This window comes from Citrobacter sp. CK199, assembly GCF_030333285.1.
Classification (GTDB): domain Bacteria; phylum Pseudomonadota; class Gammaproteobacteria; order Enterobacterales; family Enterobacteriaceae; genus Citrobacter_B; species Citrobacter_B koseri.
The window spans coordinates 159,867-179,322 of sequence record NZ_JAOWGF010000029.1; the positions used below are offsets into that span (position 1 = coordinate 159,867).

Sequence of the window (19,456 nt, forward strand, 5' to 3'; positions counted from 1 at the left end):
AAGCGGGAATAGCTCAGTTGGTAGAGCACGACCTTGCCAAGGTCGGGGTCGCGAGTTCGAGTCTCGTTTCCCGCTCCAAATTCTTATCTCCATAAAATTATCCACAGCGTATTTTCACGTTGGGGACCTTTTATTTTGCCTCTGAAACACTCTTGTAAACAGACTTATCCACAGGTCCAGGCATTATTCCTGGAATACAAAAAACTTCGCATGGTGAATAGTAACTTTGTAACTTATTGAAATTGATAAATTAATTATCATTTCGAAATGTTAATGCGATCACTTGACGATTTTTTCCCTCTTGAATCGCAATGTCTTTTTATTTTTATACACAAGCTGTGGATGACTCAGGCGTCGCGCGGCAGTCCCTTTTCAATGACCCTGACCAGGCGTTGTTTCTTCGGTAATTGCACCTCCACCACGCAGGTATTTCGCTTCTCAATTTGCTGCGCAATCGCCCACTCTATGTGTTCATCGAGAAGTGGGTGCTCACCCCGGCGACTTTCCAGGGCGGTAATCACGGCGTTATCCCAGGGCGCATTGCCTAACGCGACGGCAATATTTCGCAGCCAGCGTAAGTGACCAATGCGGCGAATCGCCGATCCTTCCGTAACTTTTAAAAACCAGGCTTCGCTCCAGCCAAACAGTTCAATCAGCTCTGGCGCGTGGAGATGCTTGCGGGGACTGAAATCTTCTTCATCGGTCAGTTGCGAGTAGCGGTTCCACGGGCAGATAAGCTGACAATCGTCGCAGCCGTAAATCCGGTTGCCCATTAATGGCCGAAGCGCTTCTGGTATCGCCCCCTCCAGCTCAATCGTGAGATAGGAGATGCAGCGGCGCGCATCCACCGTGTAGGGCTCGACGATTGCGCCAGTCGGGCAGATGGTCAGACAAGCAACGCATTTCCCGCAGCCTTCTTCAACTGGCGCATCAATGGGGAGAGGCAAATCAATTAACAACTCCCCCAGGAAAAAGAACGAACCGGCTTCGCGGTTAAGGATTAGTGAGTGCTTACCTGTCCAGCCAAGCCCGGCTTTTTCAGCCAGCGGACGTTCCAGAATGGGCGCAGAATCGACAAACGGTCTAAAATTCAGCGAAACGCAGTGCTGCTGAATCCTCTCGCCGAGTTTTTTGAGACGGTTACGTAACAGCTTATGGTAATCACGGCCCAGCGCATAACGGCTGACGTAGCCCAGAGAGGGATTTTTTAGGGTACTGGCGAAAGCGGCATTGGCAGGCAGATAATTCATGCGCACACTGATGACGCGCAGCGTGCCGGGCAATAATTCGTGAGGGCGGGCGCGCATCATTCCGTGGCGAGCCATCCAGTCCATTTCGCCGTGGTATTGTTTATCCAGCCATGCCTGTAATTTGGGTTCGCTGGCGCTGAGATCGGTATCGGTAATACCGACCTGCTGAAAGCCCAGTTCCAGCCCCCACTGTTTAATATTTTGCGCTAACTGATTGAGATCGAGGGGCTCTGACATGACGGACCATACAATGAAGAAAAACCCCGCAAGTATACCACACTCCATCTGGCCCGCCGATGAGATCAAACGGGTGGAACGCGAGGCGGCGGACAGCTTAGGGCTGACGCTGTATGAGCTGATGCTGCGGGCGGGGGAAGCCGCATTTCAGGTTGCACGCGACGCGTACCCCGATTCCCGGCGCTGGCTGGTGCTTTGCGGTCACGGTAATAATGGCGGCGACGGCTACGTGGTGGCGAGGCTGGCGAAAGCCGCAGGTATTGAGGTGACGCTACTGGCGCAGGAGAGCGATAAGCCGCTTCCTGAAGAGGCGGCGCAGGCGCGCGAGGCGTGGCTCAATGCCGGGGGCGTCATTCATGCGTCGGATATCATCTGGCCGGATCATATTGATGTGATTATTGACGCCCTGCTGGGGACCGGCCTGACGCAGGCTCCGCGCACCTCCCTCTCTACGCTTATTGAACGAGCGAACAGCCATTCATCGCCGGTGGTGGCTATTGATATCCCTTCCGGTTTGCTGGCGCAAACGGGCGCCACGCCTGGAGCGGTGATGAATGCCGCGCATACCGTTACCTTCGTTGCGCTGAAACCCGGTTTACTGACGGGCAAGGCGCGGGATGTGGTGGGAGCGCTGCACTTTGACGCGCTGGGGCTGGAAAGCTGGCTGGCAGGACAAGAAGTTCGTATCCAGCGCTTTGCGGCTTCGCAACTTTCCCACTGGCTGACACCACGCCGCCCGACGTCGCATAAAGGCGATCATGGTCGGCTGGTCATTATTGGCGGCGACCATGGGACGGCGGGAGCGATACGTATGACCGGCGAAGCGGCGCTGCGTGCCGGAGCGGGATTAGTGCGGGTGCTGACGCGCAGCGAAAATATCGCGCCGTTGCTGACCGCCCGTCCCGAACTGATGGTGCATGAACTGACGCCTCAATCTCTTGATGACAGCCTGCAATGGGCGGACGTGGTGGTGATAGGCCCCGGGCTCGGACAGCAGGAATGGGGTAAAAAAGCGCTACAGAAAGCTGAGAATTTTCGCAAACCGATGCTCTGGGATGCGGATGCGCTGAACCTGCTGGCAATCAATCCCGATAAACGTCACAATCGCGTGATCACGCCGCATCCGGGGGAAGCCGCGCGGCTACTGGGTTGTTCTGTCGCAGAAATTGAAAGTGATCGCTTACTTTCAGCACGTCGTCTGGTAAAACGGTATGGCGGCGTGGCGGTGCTGAAAGGTGCGGGAACGGTCGTCGCCGCCCAATCGCATGCGTTGGGCATTATTGATGCCGGTAACGCCGGGATGGCCAGCGGTGGAATGGGCGATGTGCTTTCCGGCATTATTGGCGCATTGCTTGGACAGAAGTTTTCCCCGTATGATGCAGCGTGTGCGGGATGTGTTGCCCACGGTGCGGCGGCGGATGTTTTAGCGGCGCGTTATGGCGCCCGCGGCATGCTGGCAACCGATCTCTTTTCTACGCTACAGCGTATTGTTAACCCTGATGTGATTGACGTAAACCATGATGAATCGAGTAATTCCGCTACCTGACGAGCAGGCGACTTTAGACCTGGGACTACGCGTAGCGAAAGCCTGTGACGGTGCGACCGTCATCTATTTGTACGGCGACCTGGGGGCGGGGAAAACCACCTTCAGCCGGGGGTTTCTACAGGCGTTGGGCCACAAAGGTAATGTGAAAAGCCCGACCTACACGCTGGTTGAACCCTATACGCTCGATAACTTAATGGTGTATCACTTCGATTTATACCGACTTGCGGACCCTGAGGAGCTGGAATTTATGGGGATCCGTGATTATTTTGCCAACGATGCCATTTGCCTGGTGGAATGGCCGCAACAAGGTAAAGGTGTACTGCCTGACCCGGATGTCGAAATACACATAGATTACCAGGCGCAAGGTCGTGAGGCGCGCATTAGTGCTGTCTCCTCATCAGGTGATTTGTTGCTGGCGCGTTTGGCCGGTTAACCTTAAGGGTGGCGGGATGATTTATCGCATCAGAAATTGGGTGGTGGCTACGCTGGTCCTGCTGTGCGCGCAGGCGGGGGCCGCCAGCCTCTCCGATATTCAGGTATCTAACGGCGATCGGCAGGCGCGGATTACGTTCAGTTTTATCGGCGATCCTGATTACGCGTTTTCGCAAGAAGGTAAACGTACCGTCGCGCTGGATATCAAACAGACCGGCGTGATTCAGGGACTGCCGTTGCAGTTTAGCGGCAACAACCTGGTAAAAGCGATTCGCTCCGGTACGGCGAAAGACGCGCAGTCGCTGCGGTTGGTTGTCGATCTGACGGAGAACGGTAAAACCGAGGCCGTGAAACGACAGAGCGGCGGTAACTATACCGTGGTCTTTACCATCAACGCCGATACGCCTCCACCGCCTGTCGTCGCAAAACGCGTTGAGACGCCGGTGGTCACTCCGCGTCCGACTGAACCTGCGCGAAATCCGTTTAAAACAAACCAGGATCGCGCTACCGCTGTCACCAGCAGCAATACGGTAACGCGCCCGGCAGCGCGGACGACATCCAGTAACGGCGACAAAGTGGTGATCGCCATTGATGCCGGTCACGGCGGGCAAGACCCCGGCGCTATTGGCCCCGGCGGGACGCGGGAGAAAAACGTGACGATTGCTATCGCCCGTAAGCTGCGCACGCTGTTGAATAACGATCCGATGTTCAAAGGCGTATTGACCCGCGACGGGGATTATTTCATCTCCGTGATGGGGCGCTCCGACGTGGCGCGTAAGCAGAACGCCAATTTCCTCGTCTCCATTCATGCGGATGCCGCGCCAAACCGCAACGCGACGGGCGCCTCGGTATGGGTGCTGTCAAACCGGCGCGCCAACAGCGAAATGGCGAACTGGCTGGAAGAACATGAGAAGCAGTCTGAGCTGCTGGGCGGCGCGGGCGATGTGCTGGCGAACAGTCAGGCTGACCCCTACTTAAGCCAGGCGGTGCTGGATTTGCAATTCGGTCATTCCCAGCGCGTAGGGTATGATGTGGCGACAAACATGTTAGGTCAGTTGCAGCGCATTGGTTCGCTGCATAAGCGTCGCCCTGAACACGCCAGCCTCGGCGTGTTGCGTTCCCCGGATATCCCCTCGGTGCTGGTTGAAACGGGCTTTATCAGCAACAGCGGCGAAGAACGTTTGCTGGCAAGCGATGCTTATCAGCAGCAGCTGGCAGAGGCGATTTACCAAGGGTTGCGTAACTACTTCCAGGCGCATCCGGTGCAATCCGGGCCGCAGAGCGCTCCGGCGCAAACGGCCAGCGCGGTGTCGCCGGGCGAGTCGTTGATTAACTAAGGATTTTACATGCCGATTCAGGTTCTACCGCCGCAACTGGCGAACCAAATTGCCGCAGGTGAGGTGGTAGAGCGACCTGCGTCGGTTGTGAAAGAGCTGGTGGAAAACAGCCTTGATGCAGGGGCGACGCGGATCGATATTGATATCGAACGCGGCGGCGCAAAGCTTATTCGTATTCGCGATAATGGCTGCGGAATTAAAAAAGACGAGCTGGCGCTGGCGCTGGCCCGCCATGCCACCAGTAAAATCGCCTCGCTTGACGATCTCGAAGCGATTATCAGCCTCGGATTTCGCGGCGAAGCGCTGGCAAGTATCAGCTCGGTTTCGCGTTTAACCCTCACATCACGTACCGCGGAACAGGCGGAAGCCTGGCAGGCCTATGCCGAAGGGCGTGATATGGACGTGACGGTAAAACCGGCGGCGCATCCGGTCGGCACCACGCTGGAGGTGCTGGACTTGTTCTACAACACGCCGGCACGGCGCAAGTTTATGCGCACCGAGAAAACCGAGTTCAACCACATTGACGAAATTATCCGCCGCATTGCGCTGGCGCGCTTCGACGTCACCCTTAATTTGTCGCACAACGGTAAAATGGTGCGCCAGTACCGCGCGGTTGCGCAGGACGGACAGAAGGAACGTCGATTAGGCGCGATTTGCGGCGCACCGTTTCTGGAACAGGCGCTGGCGATTGAATGGCAGCACGGCGATCTGACGCTGCGCGGCTGGGTGGCCGATCCTCACCATACCACGGCGGCGCTGGCGGAAATCCAGTACTGCTACGTGAACGGCCGCATGATGCGCGACCGGTTAATCAATCATGCGATTCGTCAGGCCTGTGAAGACAAACTGGGCGGCGATCGGCAACCGGCATTTGTGCTGTATCTGGAGATTGACCCGCATCAGGTGGATGTGAACGTGCATCCGGCGAAACATGAGGTGCGTTTCCACCAGTCGCGGCTGGTGCATGATTTCATCTATCAGGGCGTATTGAGCGTGCTACAGCAGCAGCTTGATGCGCCGCTGCCGCTGGCGGAAGAAGCGCCTGCGCCGCGTCACATCCCGGAAAACCGCGTGGCGGCCGGGCGTAATCATTTCGCTGAACCGGCCTCTGCGCGGGAACCCGCCGCGCCGCGCTATTCCACGTCGTCAGGGGCAACCGGCGGACGTCAGCCTGCTGCCAGTTGGCCGCATGCCCAGCCGGGCTACCAGAAACAGCAGGGCGAAGTGTACCGCCAGCTGTTACAGACGCCCGCTCCGCGACAACCGGCGCTTGCACCGGAAGCAGAAACGGCAGCGCCGTCGCTGGCAGGGCATAGCCAGAGTTTCGGTCGCGTGCTGACCATTGTCGGCGCGGATTGCGCATTGCTTGAGCGTGACGGCAATATCCACCTGCTGGCGCTGCCCGTGGCGGAACGCTGGCTGCGTCAGGCCCAACTGACGCCGGGGCAGACGCCGGTCTGCGCCCAGCCGTTGTTGATTCCGCTGCGCTTAAAAGTGTCGGCGGAGGAGAAATCCGCGCTGGAAAAAGCGCAAACACCACTGACGGATCTGGGGATTGAATTCCAGTCAGATGCGCAGCATGTGACCATTCGTGCAGTGCCTTTACCCTTACGCCAACAAAATTTACAAATCTTGATTCCTGAACTGATAGGCTACCTCGCGCAGCAGTCAGCGTTTGACGCGGGCAATATTGCACAGTGGATTGCGCGGAATTTGATGAGTGAACATCCGCAGTGGACGATGGCGCAGGCCATTACGCTGTTGGCTGATGTAGAGCGGCTATGTCCGCAACTCGTGAAGGCGCCGCCGGGTGGTCTGTTACAACCTGTTGATTTACATTCGGTGATGAACGCCCTGAAACATGAGTGATGTAAGTAAGGCGAGCCTGCCAAAGGCGATTTTTTTGATGGGGCCGACGGCCTCCGGCAAGACGGCGTTAGCAATTGAATTGCGTAAAGTTTTGCCAGTAGAGTTGATAAGCGTTGATTCCGCCCTTATTTATCGGGGGATGGACATCGGTACGGCGAAGCCGACGGCTTCAGAGTTAAAGGCCGCTCCGCACCGATTGCTGGATATTCTCGATCCGGCGCAAGCGTACTCAGCAGCGGATTTTCGTCGCGATGCGTTAGCGGAAATGGCGGAGATTACTGCGGCGGGGCGTATTCCGCTGTTAGTGGGCGGCACCATGTTGTATTTCAAGGCGTTGCTGGAGGGACTTTCGCCCTTACCGTCGGCGGAACCTGAGATCAGAGCCCGAATTGAGCAACAGGCGGCAGAGCAGGGATGGGATGCGTTGCACCGACAGCTTCAGGATATTGATCCGGTCGCTGCCGCACGGATTCATCCAAATGATCCGCAAAGACTTTCCCGGGCACTGGAAGTTTTTTTCATTTCGGGTAAAACTTTAACGGAACTGACGCAAACGTCAGGAGACGCTCTACCGTATCAGGTGCATCAGTTCGCCATCGCCCCGGCGAGCCGTGAACTGCTCCATCAGCGAATTGAGCAGCGTTTTCATCAGATGTTGGCTTCAGGTTTTGAAGCAGAAGTTCGGGCGCTTTTTGCCCGTGGAGATTTGCATACGGACTTGCCTTCCATTCGTTGTGTGGGATACCGCCAGATGTGGTCATACATTGAAGGCGAAATTTCATATGATGAAATGGTTTATAGAGGTGTTTGCGCCACGAGGCAGTTGGCGAAGCGTCAGGTAACCTGGTTGCGTGGTTGGGAAGGAGTACGCTGGCTTGACAGTGAAAAGCCTGACCAGGCGCGAAACGAAGTATTGCAGGTTGTTGGTGCTATCGCGAACTGAATGTGTACAATTGAGACGTATCGTGCGCAATTTTTCAGAATCGAAAGGTTCAAAGTACAAATAAGCATATAAGGAAAAGAGAGAATGGCTAAGGGGCAATCTTTACAAGATCCGTTCCTGAACGCACTGCGTCGGGAACGTGTTCCAGTTTCTATTTATTTGGTGAATGGTATTAAGCTGCAAGGTCAAATCGAGTCTTTTGATCAATTCGTGATCCTGTTGAAAAACACGGTCAGCCAGATGGTTTACAAGCACGCGATTTCTACTGTTGTCCCGTCTCGCCCGGTTTCTCATCACAGTAACAATGCCGGTGGCGGCACCAGCAGTAACTACCATCACGGTAGCAGCGCGCAGGGTACTTCTGCGCAACAGGACAGCGAAGAAACCGAATAAGGTTTTGGCTGTTTTACACACGGGGAGCCAGGGAACCTGCGTTCCCCGCTGATATATATCGAGGGGTTGACGCTTGTTTGACCGTTATGATGCCGGTGAGCAGGCGGTACTGGTACACATCTATTTTTCGCAAGACAAAGATATGGAAGACCTCCAGGAGTTTGAGTCTCTGGTCTCTTCCGCCGGTGTCGAAGCAATGCAGGTGATTACCGGTAGCCGTAAAGCACCGCACCCGAAGTACTTTGTAGGTGAAGGTAAGGCAGTTGAAATTGCGGAAGCCGTGAAAGCGTCTAACGCTGCGGTCGTGCTTTTCGATCATGCTTTAAGCCCGGCCCAGGAGCGTAACCTGGAACGTTTGTGTGAATGTCGCGTGATCGACAGAACCGGTCTTATTTTAGATATTTTTGCTCAGCGTGCACGTACCCACGAAGGTAAGTTGCAGGTTGAATTGGCGCAGTTGCGTCATCTGGCCACGCGTCTGGTTCGTGGCTGGACCCACCTTGAAAGGCAGAAAGGCGGGATTGGTTTGCGCGGTCCGGGTGAAACCCAGCTCGAAACCGACCGTCGTTTGCTGCGTAATCGTATTGTACAGATACAGTCGCGCCTGGAAAAAGTTGAGAAGCAACGTGAGCAGGGGCGGCAGTCGCGTATAAAAGCGGATGTCCCGACGGTCTCGCTGGTGGGATATACCAACGCCGGTAAATCCACCCTTTTCAATCAGATTACTGAAGCCAGGGTGTATGCCGCAGACCAACTGTTTGCGACCCTGGACCCGACGCTGCGCCGTATCGATGTCGCAGATGTGGGGGAAACCGTACTGGCGGATACCGTAGGGTTTATCCGTCATTTACCGCACGATCTGGTGGCGGCGTTTAAAGCGACCTTGCAGGAAACCCGGCAGGCCACGCTCTTGTTACACGTTGTTGATGCCGCTGACGTGCGCGTACAGGAAAACATCGACGCAGTGGATACGGTTCTCGAAGAGATCGATGCTCACGAGATCCCAACCCTGATGGTGATGAATAAGATCGATATGCTGGACGATTTTGAACCGCGTATCGACAGGGATGAAGAGAACAAACCAATCCGTGTCTGGCTTTCTGCGCAAACAGGGGTTGGGATACCACAGCTTTTTCAGGCTTTGACGGAGCGGCTTTCCGGCGAGGTGGCGCAGCATACGTTGCGTTTGCCGCCGCAGGAAGGGCGTCTGAGAAGCCGGTTTTACCAACTTCAGGCAATAGAAAAAGAGTGGATGGAGGAGGACGGCAGCGTAAGTTTGCAGGTTCGCATGCCGATTGTCGACTGGCGTCGCCTCTGTAAACAAGAACCGGCGTTGATCGACTATGTGATCTAATGGCGGCTCGTCTGGAGCATGGAGTAATTTCGCCTTATCCCTCTCGTCGAAAGACTACGGGGATCACCGCATAACAAATATGGAGCACAAACATGGCGTGGAATCAGCCCGGTAATAACGGACAAGACCGCGACCCGTGGGGAAGCAGCAAACCTGGCGGCAACTCTGAGGGAAATGGAAACAAAGGTGGTCGCGATCAGGGGCCACCTGATCTTGATGATATCTTCCGCAAACTGAGTAAAAAGCTCGGTGGTCTGGGTGGCGGTAAAGGTACAGGCTCTGGCGGTGGTAGTTCATCGCAGGGGCCGCGCCCGCATATCGGAGGTCGTGTCGTTACCATCGCAGCGGCAGCGATCGTCATTATCTGGGCTGCCAGCGGTTTCTACACCATCAAAGAAGCGGAACGCGGCGTGGTGACACGCTTCGGTAAATTCAGCCACCTGGTTGAGCCGGGTCTGAACTGGAAGCCGACGTTTATCGATGAAGTTACCCCGGTAAACGTGGAAGCGGTTCGCGAACTGGCGGCGTCCGGTGTGATGCTGACTTCTGATGAAAACGTTGTGCGCGTTGAGATGAACGTGCAGTACCGTGTGACCGATCCGCAGCGTTATCTGTTCAGCGTGACCAGCGCGGATGACAGTCTGCGTCAGGCGACCGACAGCGCCCTGCGTGGGGTTATCGGTAAATACACGATGGACCGCATTCTGACGGAAGGTCGTACCGTTATTCGTAGCGATACCCAGCGTGAACTGGAAGAGACCATTCGTCCGTACAACATGGGTATTACCCTGCTGGACGTCAACTTCCAGGCAGCGCGTCCGCCGGAAGAGGTAAAAGCGGCGTTTGACGATGCTATCGCGGCGCGTGAGAACGAACAGCAATACATCCGTGAAGCGGAAGCGTACACCAACGAAGTTCAGCCGCGTGCGAACGGTCAGGCGCAGCGTATTCTTGAAGAAGCGCGTGCATACAGAACCCAAACCATCCTGGAAGCGCAGGGTGAAGTGGCTCGCTTCGCTAAAATTCTGCCGGAATATAAAGCCGCACCAGAGATTACTCGCGAGCGTCTGTATATCGAGACGATGGAAAAAGTGTTGAGCCATACGCGTAAAGTTCTGGTCAACGACAAAGGCGGCAATCTGATGGTTCTGCCATTGGATCAGATGCTGAAAGGCGCTAACGCGCCTGCGGCAAAAGACAGCACGGGTAACAATCTGCTGCGTCTGCCGCCGGCTTCATCGTCCAGCACGAGCGGAGCAAGCAATACCTCGTCCACCAGTCAGGGCGATATTATGGACCAACGCCGCGCTAACGCGCAGCGTAACGACTACCAGCGTCAGGGGGAATAACGATGCGTAAGTCAGTTATTGCGATTATCATCATCGTGCTGGTAGTGCTGTACATGTCTGTCTTTGTTGTCAAAGAAGGCGAGCGCGGAATTACGCTGCGTTTCGGTAAAGTTCTGCGTGACGATGAAAACAAACCGCTGGTTTATGAGCCGGGCCTGCACTTTAAGATCCCGTTCATTGAGTCGGTGAAAACGCTTGATGCGCGTATCCAGACGATGGACAACCAGGCCGATCGCTTTGTAACCAAAGAGAAAAAAGACCTGATCGTTGACTCCTACATCAAATGGCGCATCAGCGATTTCAGCCGTTACTACCTGGCGACAGGCGGCGGCGATGTTTCTCAGGCCGAAGTGCTGCTGAAACGTAAGTTCTCTGACCGTTTGCGCTCTGAGATTGGTCGTCTGGATGTGAAAGACATCGTGACCGATTCCCGTGGCCGTTTAACGCTGGAAGTGCGTGACGCGCTGAACTCCGGTTCTGCGGGAACGGAAGATGAAGTGGCGACTCCGGCGGCGGATAGCGCGATTGCCGAAGCGGCTGAACGCGTTGCGGCAGAAACCAATGGCAAAGTGCCGGTGATCAACCCGAACAGTATGGCGGCGTTAGGTATCGAAGTGGTGGATGTGCGTATCAAGCAGATCAACCTGCCGACCGAGGTATCCGAGGCGATTTACAACCGTATGCGCGCCGAGCGTGAAGCGGTAGCCCGTCGTCACCGTTCACAGGGTCAGGAAGAAGCGGAGAAACTGCGCGCGACCGCCGACTATGAAGTGACCAGAACGCTGGCGGAAGCCGAGCGTCAGGGCCGCATTTCGCGTGGTGAAGGTGATGCCGAAGCCGCGAAACTGTTTGCCGATGCCTTCAGTCAGGACCCGGACTTCTACGCCTTCATCCGTAGCCTGCGTGCTTACGAGAAGAGCTTCGAAGGCAATCAGGACGTGATGATCATGAGCCCGGACAGCGATTTCTTCCGTTACATGAAGACACCGAATACGGCAACACGTTAAAATCGTATCAACGGTTTTAGATGAACAAAACCACCGGCATCCTCAGGGAGGCGGTGGTTTTCTTTTTATATAAGGACGATGGATGAATTCAACTATCTGGCTGGCGCTTGCCCTCGTTTTGGTGCTGGAAGGTTTAGGCCCGATGCTGTATCCCCGCGCCTGGAAGAAAATGATCTCTGCCATGACGCAACTGCCGGAAAATGTTTTACGTCGTTTTGGCGGCGGTCTTGTGGTTGCCGGAGTTGTTGTCTACTACATGTTGAGGAAAACGATTGGCTGATCAAAAAGTAGTCGTATTTGCCGATCTTAGCGTGCAAAAAGTGCTGTATATCTGAAAAAGCGATGGTAGAATCCATTTTTAAGCAAACGGTGATTTTGAAAAATGGGTAACAACGTCGTCGTACTGGGCACCCAATGGGGTGACGAAGGTAAAGGAAAGATCGTCGATCTTCTGACTGAACGGGCTAAATATGTTGTACGCTACCAGGGCGGTCACAACGCAGGCCATACTCTCGTAATCAACGGTGAAAAAACCGTCCTCCATCTTATTCCATCAGGTATTCTTCGTGAGAATGTTATCAGCATCATCGGTAACGGCGTTGTGCTGTCTCCGGCTGCGCTGATGAAAGAGATGAAAGGACTGGAAGACCGTGGTATCCCTGTCCGTGAGCGCCTGCTGCTGTCTGAAGCCTGTCCGCTGATCCTTGATTATCACGTTGCGCTGGATAACGCGCGTGAGAAAGCGCGTGGCGCGAAAGCGATCGGCACCACCGGTCGTGGTATCGGTCCGGCTTATGAAGACAAAGTGGCTCGTCGCGGTCTGCGCGTTGGCGATCTGTTCGATAAAGCTACCTTCGCTGTAAAACTGAAAGAAGTGATGGAATATCACAACTTCCAGCTGGTGAACTTCTACAAAGTGGAAGCCGTTGACTACCAGAAAGTGCTGGATGATGTGATGGCAATCGCCGACATCCTGACCTCTATGGTTGTTGATGTTTCCGATCTGCTGGACCAGGCGCGTAAGCGTGGCGATTTCGTCATGTTCGAAGGCGCGCAGGGTACGCTGCTGGATATCGACCACGGTACTTATCCGTACGTTACCTCCTCTAACACCACTGCGGGTGGCGTAGCGACCGGTTCTGGCCTGGGGCCGCGTTATGTGGACTACGTTCTGGGTATCATCAAAGCTTACTCCACTCGCGTGGGCGCGGGTCCGTTCCCGACTGAGCTGTTTGATGACACCGGCGAGTTCCTGTGCAAGCAGGGTAACGAATACGGCGCCACCACCGGTCGTCGTCGTCGTACCGGCTGGCTGGACTCCGTTGCTGTGCGCCGTGCGGTGCAGATCAACTCCCTGTCTGGCTTCTGCCTGACCAAACTGGACGTGCTGGACGGTCTGGAAGAGGTGAAAATCTGCGTGGCTTACCGTATGCCGGATGGCCGTGAAGTAACCACCACACCGCTGGCAGCGGATGACTGGGAAGGCATTGAGCCGATCTACGAAACCATGCCGGGTTGGTCTGAGTCCACCTTTGGCGTGAAGGATCGCAGCGGCCTGCCGCAGGCGGCGCTGAACTACATCAAACGTATCGAAGAACTGACCGGCGTGCCGATTGATATTATTTCTACCGGCCCGGATCGTACTGAAACGATGATTCTGCGTGACCCGTTTGACGCATAATTTGGGGTCATGGCGCAGTGCCTGATGGTGCTGCGCTTATCAGACCTGTTCACACTGTAGGCCGGATAAGGCGCTTTTCGCCGCCATCCGGCTTAATACAGCGTAAGATCCTCGCTTTTTTCCTTCCCGAACTGAAATAAATTAGCGACCTGGCTGGTGGCTGGTTTATCATCAATGTAATTAATACAACCTGGTTTATCCCGTTTTCCCCTTTTCCTGAGGTTGATGTGCAGTTAACGAGTTTCACCGATTACGGATTACGTGCGCTAATCTATATGGCGTCGCTACCCGAAGGACGTATGACCAGTATTTCTGAGGTGACAGAAGTCTACGGCGTGTCCCGTAATCATATGGTCAAAATAATCAATCAACTTAGCCGGGCGGGCTTCGTTACTGCTATTCGAGGAAAAAATGGCGGTATCCGCCTGGGTAAACCGGCTAATGTTATTGTTATCGGTGATGTGGTTCGTGAGCTGGAACCTTTATCTCTGGTAAATTGCAGCAGCGAATTTTGCCACATTACTCCTGCCTGCCGACTCAAGCAGGCACTTTCGAAGGCCGTGCAAAGTTTTCTCAAGGAACTGGATAACTACACGCTTGCCGATTTGGTTGAAGAGAATCAACCGCTTTATAAATTATTGCTGGTGGAGTGACGAAAATCTTCATCAGAGCTGACAACGGAGGAACCGCCATGTCACAAGATCCTTTCCTGGAACGTGAAGCTGAAAAATACGCTAACCCTATCCCGAGCCGGGAATTTATCCTCGAACATTTAACAAAACGTGAAAAACCAGCCAACCGTGATGAGTTGGCTGCGGAACTGAACATTGAAGGTGAAGAGCAGCAGGAAGCCCTGCGCCGCCGTCTGCGCGCGATGGAACGCGACGGACAGCTGGTCTTTACCCGCCGCCAGTGCTATGCGCTGCCGGAACGCCTCGACCTGCTGAAAGGTACCGTTATCGGCCACCGTGATGGCTACGGCTTTTTGCGTGTCGAAGGACGTAAAGATGACCTGTATCTCTCCAGTGAGCAGATGAAAACCTGCATTCATGGTGATCAGGTACTGGCGCAGCCGCTGGGGGCCGATCGTAAAGGCCGCCGCGAAGCGCGTATCGTGCGCGTTCTGGTGCCGAAAACCAGCCAGATTGTCGGTCGTTACTTTACCGATGCGGGCGTGGGCTTTGTGGTGCCGGACGATAGTCGTCTGAGCTTCGACATCCTGATCCCGCCTGAAGAGGTGATGGGTGCGCGCATGGGCTTTGTGGTGGTGGTGGAACTCACCCAGCGACCGACCCGCCGCACTAAAGCGGTCGGTAAAATCGTTGAGGTTCTCGGCGATAACATGGGCACTGGCATGGCTGTCGATATGGCGCTGCGCACCCATGAAATTCCTTATATCTGGCCGCAGGCGGTAGAACAGCAGATCGCCGGCCTGAAAGAAGAAGTGCCGGAAGAGGCGAAAGCAGGCCGTGTGGATCTGCGCGACTTACCGCTGGTGACGATTGATGGCGAAGACGCCCGTGACTTTGACGATGCGGTTTACTGCGAGAAGAAACGCGGTGGCGGCTGGCGCCTGTGGGTGGCTATCGCTGACGTAAGTTATTACGTGCGTCCGCCAACGCCGCTGGATCGCGAAGCGCGCAACCGTGGGACGTCGGTCTATTTCCCGTCGCAGGTTGTGCCGATGCTGCCGGAAGTGCTCTCCAATGGCCTGTGCTCGCTGAACCCGCAGGTTGACCGCCTGTGTATGGTCTGCGAAATGACCGTTTCATCAAAAGGGCGTTTAACCGGCTATAAATTCTACGAAGCAGTGATGAGTTCCCATGCGCGCCTGACGTATACCAAAGTCTGGCATATGCTACAGGGCGACCAGGACCTGCGCGAGCAGTATGCGCCGCTGGTCAGGCACATCGAAGAGCTGCATAACCTCTACAAAGTGCTGGATAACGCCCGCGAAGAGCGTGGCGGCATCTCATTTGAAAGCGAAGAAGCGAAGTTTATCTTCAATGCTGAACGTCGCATTGAACGTATCGAGCAGACGCAGCGTAATGACGCGCACAAGCTGATCGAAGAATGCATGATTCTGGCGAATATCTCGGCGGCGCGATTCGTTGAGAAAGCCAAAGAGCCTGCGCTGTTCCGTATCCACGACAAGCCGAGCACCGAGGCGATAACCTCCTTCCGTTCCGTTCTGGCGGAGCTGGGGCTGGAATTGCCGGGCGGCAATAAGCCGGAACCGCGTGATTATGCGGAACTGCTGGAGTCGATTGCCGACAGGCCTGACGCGGAAATGCTGCAAACCATGCTGCTGCGCTCAATGAAACAGGCAATTTACGATCCAGAAAACCGTGGCCACTTTGGTCTGGCATTGCAGTCTTACGCGCACTTTACCTCACCGATCCGCCGTTATCCTGACCTGTCGCTGCACCGCGCCATTAAGTATCTGCTGGCGCATGAGCAAGGGCATAAGGGCAATACGACGGAAACGGGCGGCTACCACTATTCGATGGAAGAGATGCTGCAACTGGGCCAGCACTGTTCTATGACCGAGCGCCGTGCTGACGAAGCCACGCGCGACGTCTCTGACTGGCTGAAGTGTGACTTCATGCTGGATCAGGTGGGGAACGTCTTTAAAGGGGTGATTTCCAGCGTAACCGGGTTCGGCTTCTTTGTTCGTCTGGATGAGCTGTTTATTGATGGTCTGGTACACGTCTCTTCGCTGGACAACGATTACTACCGTTTCGATCAGGTAGGGCAGCGTCTGATGGGGGAATCCAGCGGCCAGACCTACCGTCTGGGCGACCGCGTGGAAGTCCGCGTTGAAGCGGTCAATATGGATGAGCGTAAAATTGACTTTAGCCTGATCTCCAGCGAACGCGCCCCGCGCAACGTCGGTAAAACCGCGCGTGAGAAAGCGAAAAGAGGCGAAACGGCTAAAAATGCCGGTAAGCGTCGTCAGGTGGGCAAAAAGGTGAATTTCGAACCGGATAGCGCCTTCCGCGGCGAGAAAGCGAAAGGTAAGGCGAAGAAAGAGAAGAAAGCCAAAAATCCATCGGCAAAGACGCAGAAAATCGCTGCCGCGACAAAAGCGAAGCGCGCGGCGAAGAAAAAGTCAGCTGAGTAATTTCCCCCTCTCCCCCTGCGTGGAGAGGGCGTTTGTACTGTAGACCGGGCAGGCATCGCGCCGCCCGGCAAAATTGATCAATGAGAACCATCAATGAGTGAAATGATTTACGGCATCCACGCGGTGCAGGCTCTGCTGGAACGTGCGCCAGAGCGCTTTCAGGACGTCTTTATTCTGAAAGGGCGGGAAGATAAACGCCTGCTGCCGCTGATCCATGCGCTGGAAGCGCAGGGCGTGGTGATCCAACTGGCGAACCGCCAGTATCTTGATGAAAAAAGCGAGGGTGCGGTACATCAGGGGATCATTGCGCGCGTGAAGCCGGGACGCCAGTATCAGGAAAACGATCTTCCTGATCTGATCGCGAAGTTCGACAATCCCTTCCTGCTGATCCTCGACGGCGTGACCGATCCGCATAACCTCGGCGCCTGTCTGCGTAGCGCAGACGCCGCTGGCGTACATGCGGTCATTGTGCCGAAAGATCGTTCTGCACAGCTTAATGCAACGGCGAAAAAGGTGGCCTGCGGCGCAGCCGAAAGCGTGCCGCTGATCCGTGTGACCAACCTGGCGCGTACCATGCGTCTGTTGCAGGAAGAGAATATCTGGATTGTCGGTACGGCGGGCGAAGCTGACCATACGCTGTTTCAGAGCAAAATGACCGGCCGGATGGCGCTGGTGATGGGCGCTGAAGGCGAAGGGATGCGTCGTCTGACCCGCGAGCACTGTGATGAGCTGATCAGCATTCCGATGGCGGGCAGCGTGTCGTCGCTGAACGTCTCCGTCGCGACCGGGATCTGCCTGTTTGAAGCGGTGCGACAGCGCAGCTAAGCGCTTTTGACTGATGAAGCCATCCCTCGGGATGGCTTTTTTGTGACCGTTATCCCAGGCGTGTCCCCCGCAGGCTGACCATACTTAATGCGACTGCCATTGACGGAGGGAAACACAATGCACTGGCAAACGCATACCGTTTTTAACCAACCGGCACCGCTCAACAACAGCAATTTATTCCTGTCTGATGGCGCGCTTTGCGAGGCGGTCGCCCGTGAAGGCGCGGGTTGGGATAGCGATCTTCTCGCCAGCATCGGTCAACAACTGGGCACTGCGGAGTCGCTGGAGCTGGGGCGGCTGGCGAACGCCTTTCCACCTGAACTGCTGCGTTACGATCCACAAGGGCAGCGGCTGGACGATGTCCGTTTTCATCCCGCCTGGCATCTGCTGATGCAGGGCCTGTGCGCTAACCGTGTGCATAACCTGTCCTGGGAAGAGAACGCCAGACAGGGGGCCTTTGTCGCGCGGGCTGCGCGTTTTATGCTGCATGCGCAGGTGGAAGCGGGTACGTTGTGTCCAGTCACGATGACTTTTGCCGCTACGCCGCTGCTGCTACAGATGCTGCCGCCTCCCTTTCACGATTGGTTAACGCCGCTACGCAGCGATCGCTATGATTCACACCTCCTGCCCGGAGGGCAAAAACGCGGCCTGCTGATTGGCATGGGCATGACGGAAAAGCAGGGCGGTTCCGATGTGCTGAGTAACACCACCCGGGCAGAGCGACTGGACGACGGCGCCTGGCGCCTGGTGGGGCACAAATGGTTTTTCTCCGTGCCGCAAAGCGACGCGCACCTGGTGCTGGCGCAGACGAAAGGCGGGTTATCCTGCTTTTTTGTCCCGCGTTTTTTGCCTGACGGGCAGCGAAACGGCGTTCGCCTTGAGCGGTTGAAAGACAAACTGGGCAACCGCTCTAATGCCAGTTGCGAGGTTGAGTTTCAGGATGCGGTAGGCTGGCTACTGGGTGAGGAAGGTGAGGGGATTCGTCACATACTGAAGATGGGAGGGATGACCCGCTTTGATTGCGCGCTGGGCAGTCATAGTATGATGCGCCGGGCGTTTTCCGTGGCGATTTACCACGCGCATCAGCGGCAGGTGTTCGGCAAATCTTTGATTGATCAGCCCATGATGCGGCAGGTTTTAAGTCGTATGGCGCTCCAGCTTGAAGGCCAGACGGCGCTGCTGTTTCGTCTGGCTCGGGCGTGGGATCGTCGTGGCGACCCGAAAGAAGCGCTCCGGGCGCGTTTGTTTACGCCAGCCGCGAAGTTTGCTATTTGCAAAAGTGGCATCCCCTTTGTTGCCGAGGCGATGGAAGTGCTCGGTGGCGTTGGCTATTGCGAGGAGAGCGAGCTACCACGCCTGTATCGTGAGATGCCGGTCAACAGCATCTGGGAAGGGTCGGGAAACGTCATGTGTCTGGACGTGCTGCGGGTGCTGAGTAAACAGACCGGCGTCTATGAGTTGCTCAGCGAGGCTTTTGCGGAGGTCAAAGGGCAGGATCGGCATTATGATCGGGCGGTACGTCAGCTGCAACAGCGCTTGCGCAAACCCGATGAAGCGCAGGGGCGGGAGATAACGCAGCAGCTGTTCCTGCTCGGCTGCGGGGCGCAAATGCTGCGCTATGCTTCTCCGCCGTTGGCACAGGCCTGGTGCCAAATGATGCTGGACACGCGCGGCGTGTTACGCCTGTCTGAACAGGTGCAAAATGATCTGTTGCTGCGGGCAACGGGGGGATTGCGATAACGATTTGCCTGATGGCGGCGCGGGCACGTCTTATCATGCCTGCGATCGGTGCAGGCCAGATAAGTTTACGCCATCAGGCAATCTGTTACGCATAAAGTATGGCTTGTACGCGCCAGTTATCGGGCTGCTGTTCTTCGTACATCTGGATAATCCGATACCACGAAGCGCCCTGCTCATCGGCTTTTAACGCAATGATACGTTCCACATCCTGCTGATTTCCCGAAATATTACTCACGGATATCAGACCAATTTCATTCAGGCCCGTTACGCAGTCCGCGCTGGCGAATTCGGCAGACTGCGCCGTCGTACTCACCAGGCCGGCAGAAAGCAGCAGTGAGGATAAGGCAAGAGATCGTTTCATCGTCAGCT

17 protein-coding genes and 1 tRNA gene are annotated in these 19,456 nt (G+C 55.6%); 16 read left to right on the forward strand and 2 right to left on the reverse strand.

The window, feature by feature from the left end:
- Positions 1-2 precede the first annotated feature (2 nt).
- Positions 3-78 (forward strand) — tRNA-Gly (locus tag OGX75_RS19100).
- A 269-nt stretch (positions 79-347) separates the two neighbouring features.
- Here OGX75_RS19100 and queG read toward each other — a convergent pair.
- Positions 348-1,487, reverse strand: coding sequence for a tRNA epoxyqueuosine(34) reductase QueG (queG, locus tag OGX75_RS19105; protein WP_286451479.1), 1,140 nt, complete (start codon positions 1,485-1,487; stop codon positions 348-350).
- Here queG and nnr point away from each other — a divergent pair.
- The 15 genes from nnr to OGX75_RS19180 all read left to right on the forward strand — a co-directional run bounded on the left by nnr (position 1,486) and on the right by OGX75_RS19180 (position 19,087).
- On the forward strand, positions 1,486-3,033 hold the full coding sequence (nnr, locus tag OGX75_RS19110) for a bifunctional ADP-dependent NAD(P)H-hydrate dehydratase/NAD(P)H-hydrate epimerase (protein WP_286451480.1): 1,548 nt from the start codon (positions 1,486-1,488) through the stop codon (positions 3,031-3,033). The two genes, queG and nnr, sit on opposite strands and share 2 nt — an antisense overlap.
- Complete coding sequence (gene tsaE, locus OGX75_RS19115) at positions 3,005-3,466, forward strand: tRNA (adenosine(37)-N6)-threonylcarbamoyltransferase complex ATPase subunit type 1 TsaE (protein WP_012134443.1); 462 nt, start codon at positions 3,005-3,007, stop codon at positions 3,464-3,466. Before nnr ends, tsaE begins: the two co-directional genes overlap by 29 nt.
- A 16-nt stretch (positions 3,467-3,482) precedes the next feature.
- Positions 3,483-4,802 carry an N-acetylmuramoyl-L-alanine amidase AmiB gene (gene amiB, locus OGX75_RS19120; RefSeq protein ID WP_286451481.1) on the forward strand — a complete coding sequence of 440 codons (1,320 nt, stop codon included), beginning with the start codon at positions 3,483-3,485 and terminating at the stop codon, positions 4,800-4,802.
- Between the two features lie 9 nt (positions 4,803-4,811).
- Positions 4,812-6,671, forward strand: a complete 1,860-nt coding sequence (gene mutL, locus OGX75_RS19125) for a DNA mismatch repair endonuclease MutL (protein ID WP_104867862.1) — start codon at positions 4,812-4,814, stop codon at positions 6,669-6,671.
- Entirely contained in the window at positions 6,664-7,614 is a 951-nt protein-coding gene (gene miaA / locus OGX75_RS19130) for a tRNA (adenosine(37)-N6)-dimethylallyltransferase MiaA (RefSeq protein WP_047459461.1), read from the forward strand. The genes mutL and miaA overlap by 8 nt, the downstream gene beginning before the upstream one ends.
- Positions 7,615-7,698: 84 nt before the next feature.
- Positions 7,699-8,007: an RNA chaperone Hfq gene (gene hfq, locus OGX75_RS19135; protein WP_012134439.1), complete on the forward strand. Its 309-nt coding sequence runs from the start codon at positions 7,699-7,701 to the stop codon at positions 8,005-8,007.
- Positions 8,008-8,080: 73 nt separating this feature from the next.
- Complete coding sequence (hflX, locus tag OGX75_RS19140; protein WP_047459460.1) at positions 8,081-9,361, forward strand: ribosome rescue GTPase HflX; 1,281 nt, start codon at positions 8,081-8,083, stop codon at positions 9,359-9,361.
- 92 nt (positions 9,362-9,453) lie between these two features.
- Complete coding sequence (gene hflK / locus OGX75_RS19145) at positions 9,454-10,710, forward strand: FtsH protease activity modulator HflK (RefSeq protein ID WP_012134437.1); 1,257 nt, start codon at positions 9,454-9,456, stop codon at positions 10,708-10,710.
- A 2-nt stretch (positions 10,711-10,712) separates the two neighbouring features.
- Positions 10,713-11,717, forward strand: coding sequence for a protease modulator HflC (hflC, locus tag OGX75_RS19150; protein WP_012134436.1), 1,005 nt, complete (start codon positions 10,713-10,715; stop codon positions 11,715-11,717).
- A gap of 82 nt (positions 11,718-11,799) precedes the next feature.
- Positions 11,800-11,997, forward strand: coding sequence for a DUF2065 domain-containing protein (locus OGX75_RS19155; protein ID WP_024130795.1), 198 nt, complete (start codon positions 11,800-11,802; stop codon positions 11,995-11,997).
- A 102-nt stretch (positions 11,998-12,099) separates the two neighbouring features.
- The gene (gene purA / locus OGX75_RS19160; RefSeq protein WP_286451482.1) at positions 12,100-13,398 is read left to right on the forward strand and encodes an adenylosuccinate synthase; all 1,299 of its coding nucleotides are present in this window, start codon (positions 12,100-12,102) and stop codon (positions 13,396-13,398) included.
- 227 nt (positions 13,399-13,625) lie between these two features.
- A complete protein-coding gene (gene nsrR, locus OGX75_RS19165) occupies positions 13,626-14,051 on the forward strand; it encodes a nitric oxide-sensing transcriptional repressor NsrR (protein ID WP_024130794.1) in 426 nt (141 codons plus the stop codon).
- 38 nt (positions 14,052-14,089) lie between these two features.
- Positions 14,090-16,522, forward strand: coding sequence for a ribonuclease R (gene rnr, locus OGX75_RS19170; protein WP_024130793.1), 2,433 nt, complete (start codon positions 14,090-14,092; stop codon positions 16,520-16,522).
- A 93-nt stretch (positions 16,523-16,615) separates the two neighbouring features.
- Entirely contained in the window at positions 16,616-17,347 is a 732-nt protein-coding gene (gene rlmB / locus OGX75_RS19175; protein ID WP_012134428.1) for a 23S rRNA (guanosine(2251)-2'-O)-methyltransferase RlmB, read from the forward strand.
- Positions 17,348-17,464: 117 nt separating this feature from the next.
- The gene (locus OGX75_RS19180; RefSeq protein ID WP_286451483.1) at positions 17,465-19,087 is read left to right on the forward strand and encodes an isovaleryl-CoA dehydrogenase; all 1,623 of its coding nucleotides are present in this window, start codon (positions 17,465-17,467) and stop codon (positions 19,085-19,087) included.
- Positions 19,088-19,172: 85 nt separating this feature from the next.
- Here OGX75_RS19180 and yjfN read toward each other — a convergent pair whose 3' ends face one another.
- Positions 19,173-19,448 carry a DUF1471 family protease activator YjfN gene (yjfN, locus tag OGX75_RS19185; protein WP_012134425.1) on the reverse strand — a complete coding sequence of 92 codons (276 nt, stop codon included), beginning with the start codon at positions 19,446-19,448 and terminating at the stop codon, positions 19,173-19,175.
- Between the last annotated feature and the right edge of the window lie 8 nt (positions 19,449-19,456).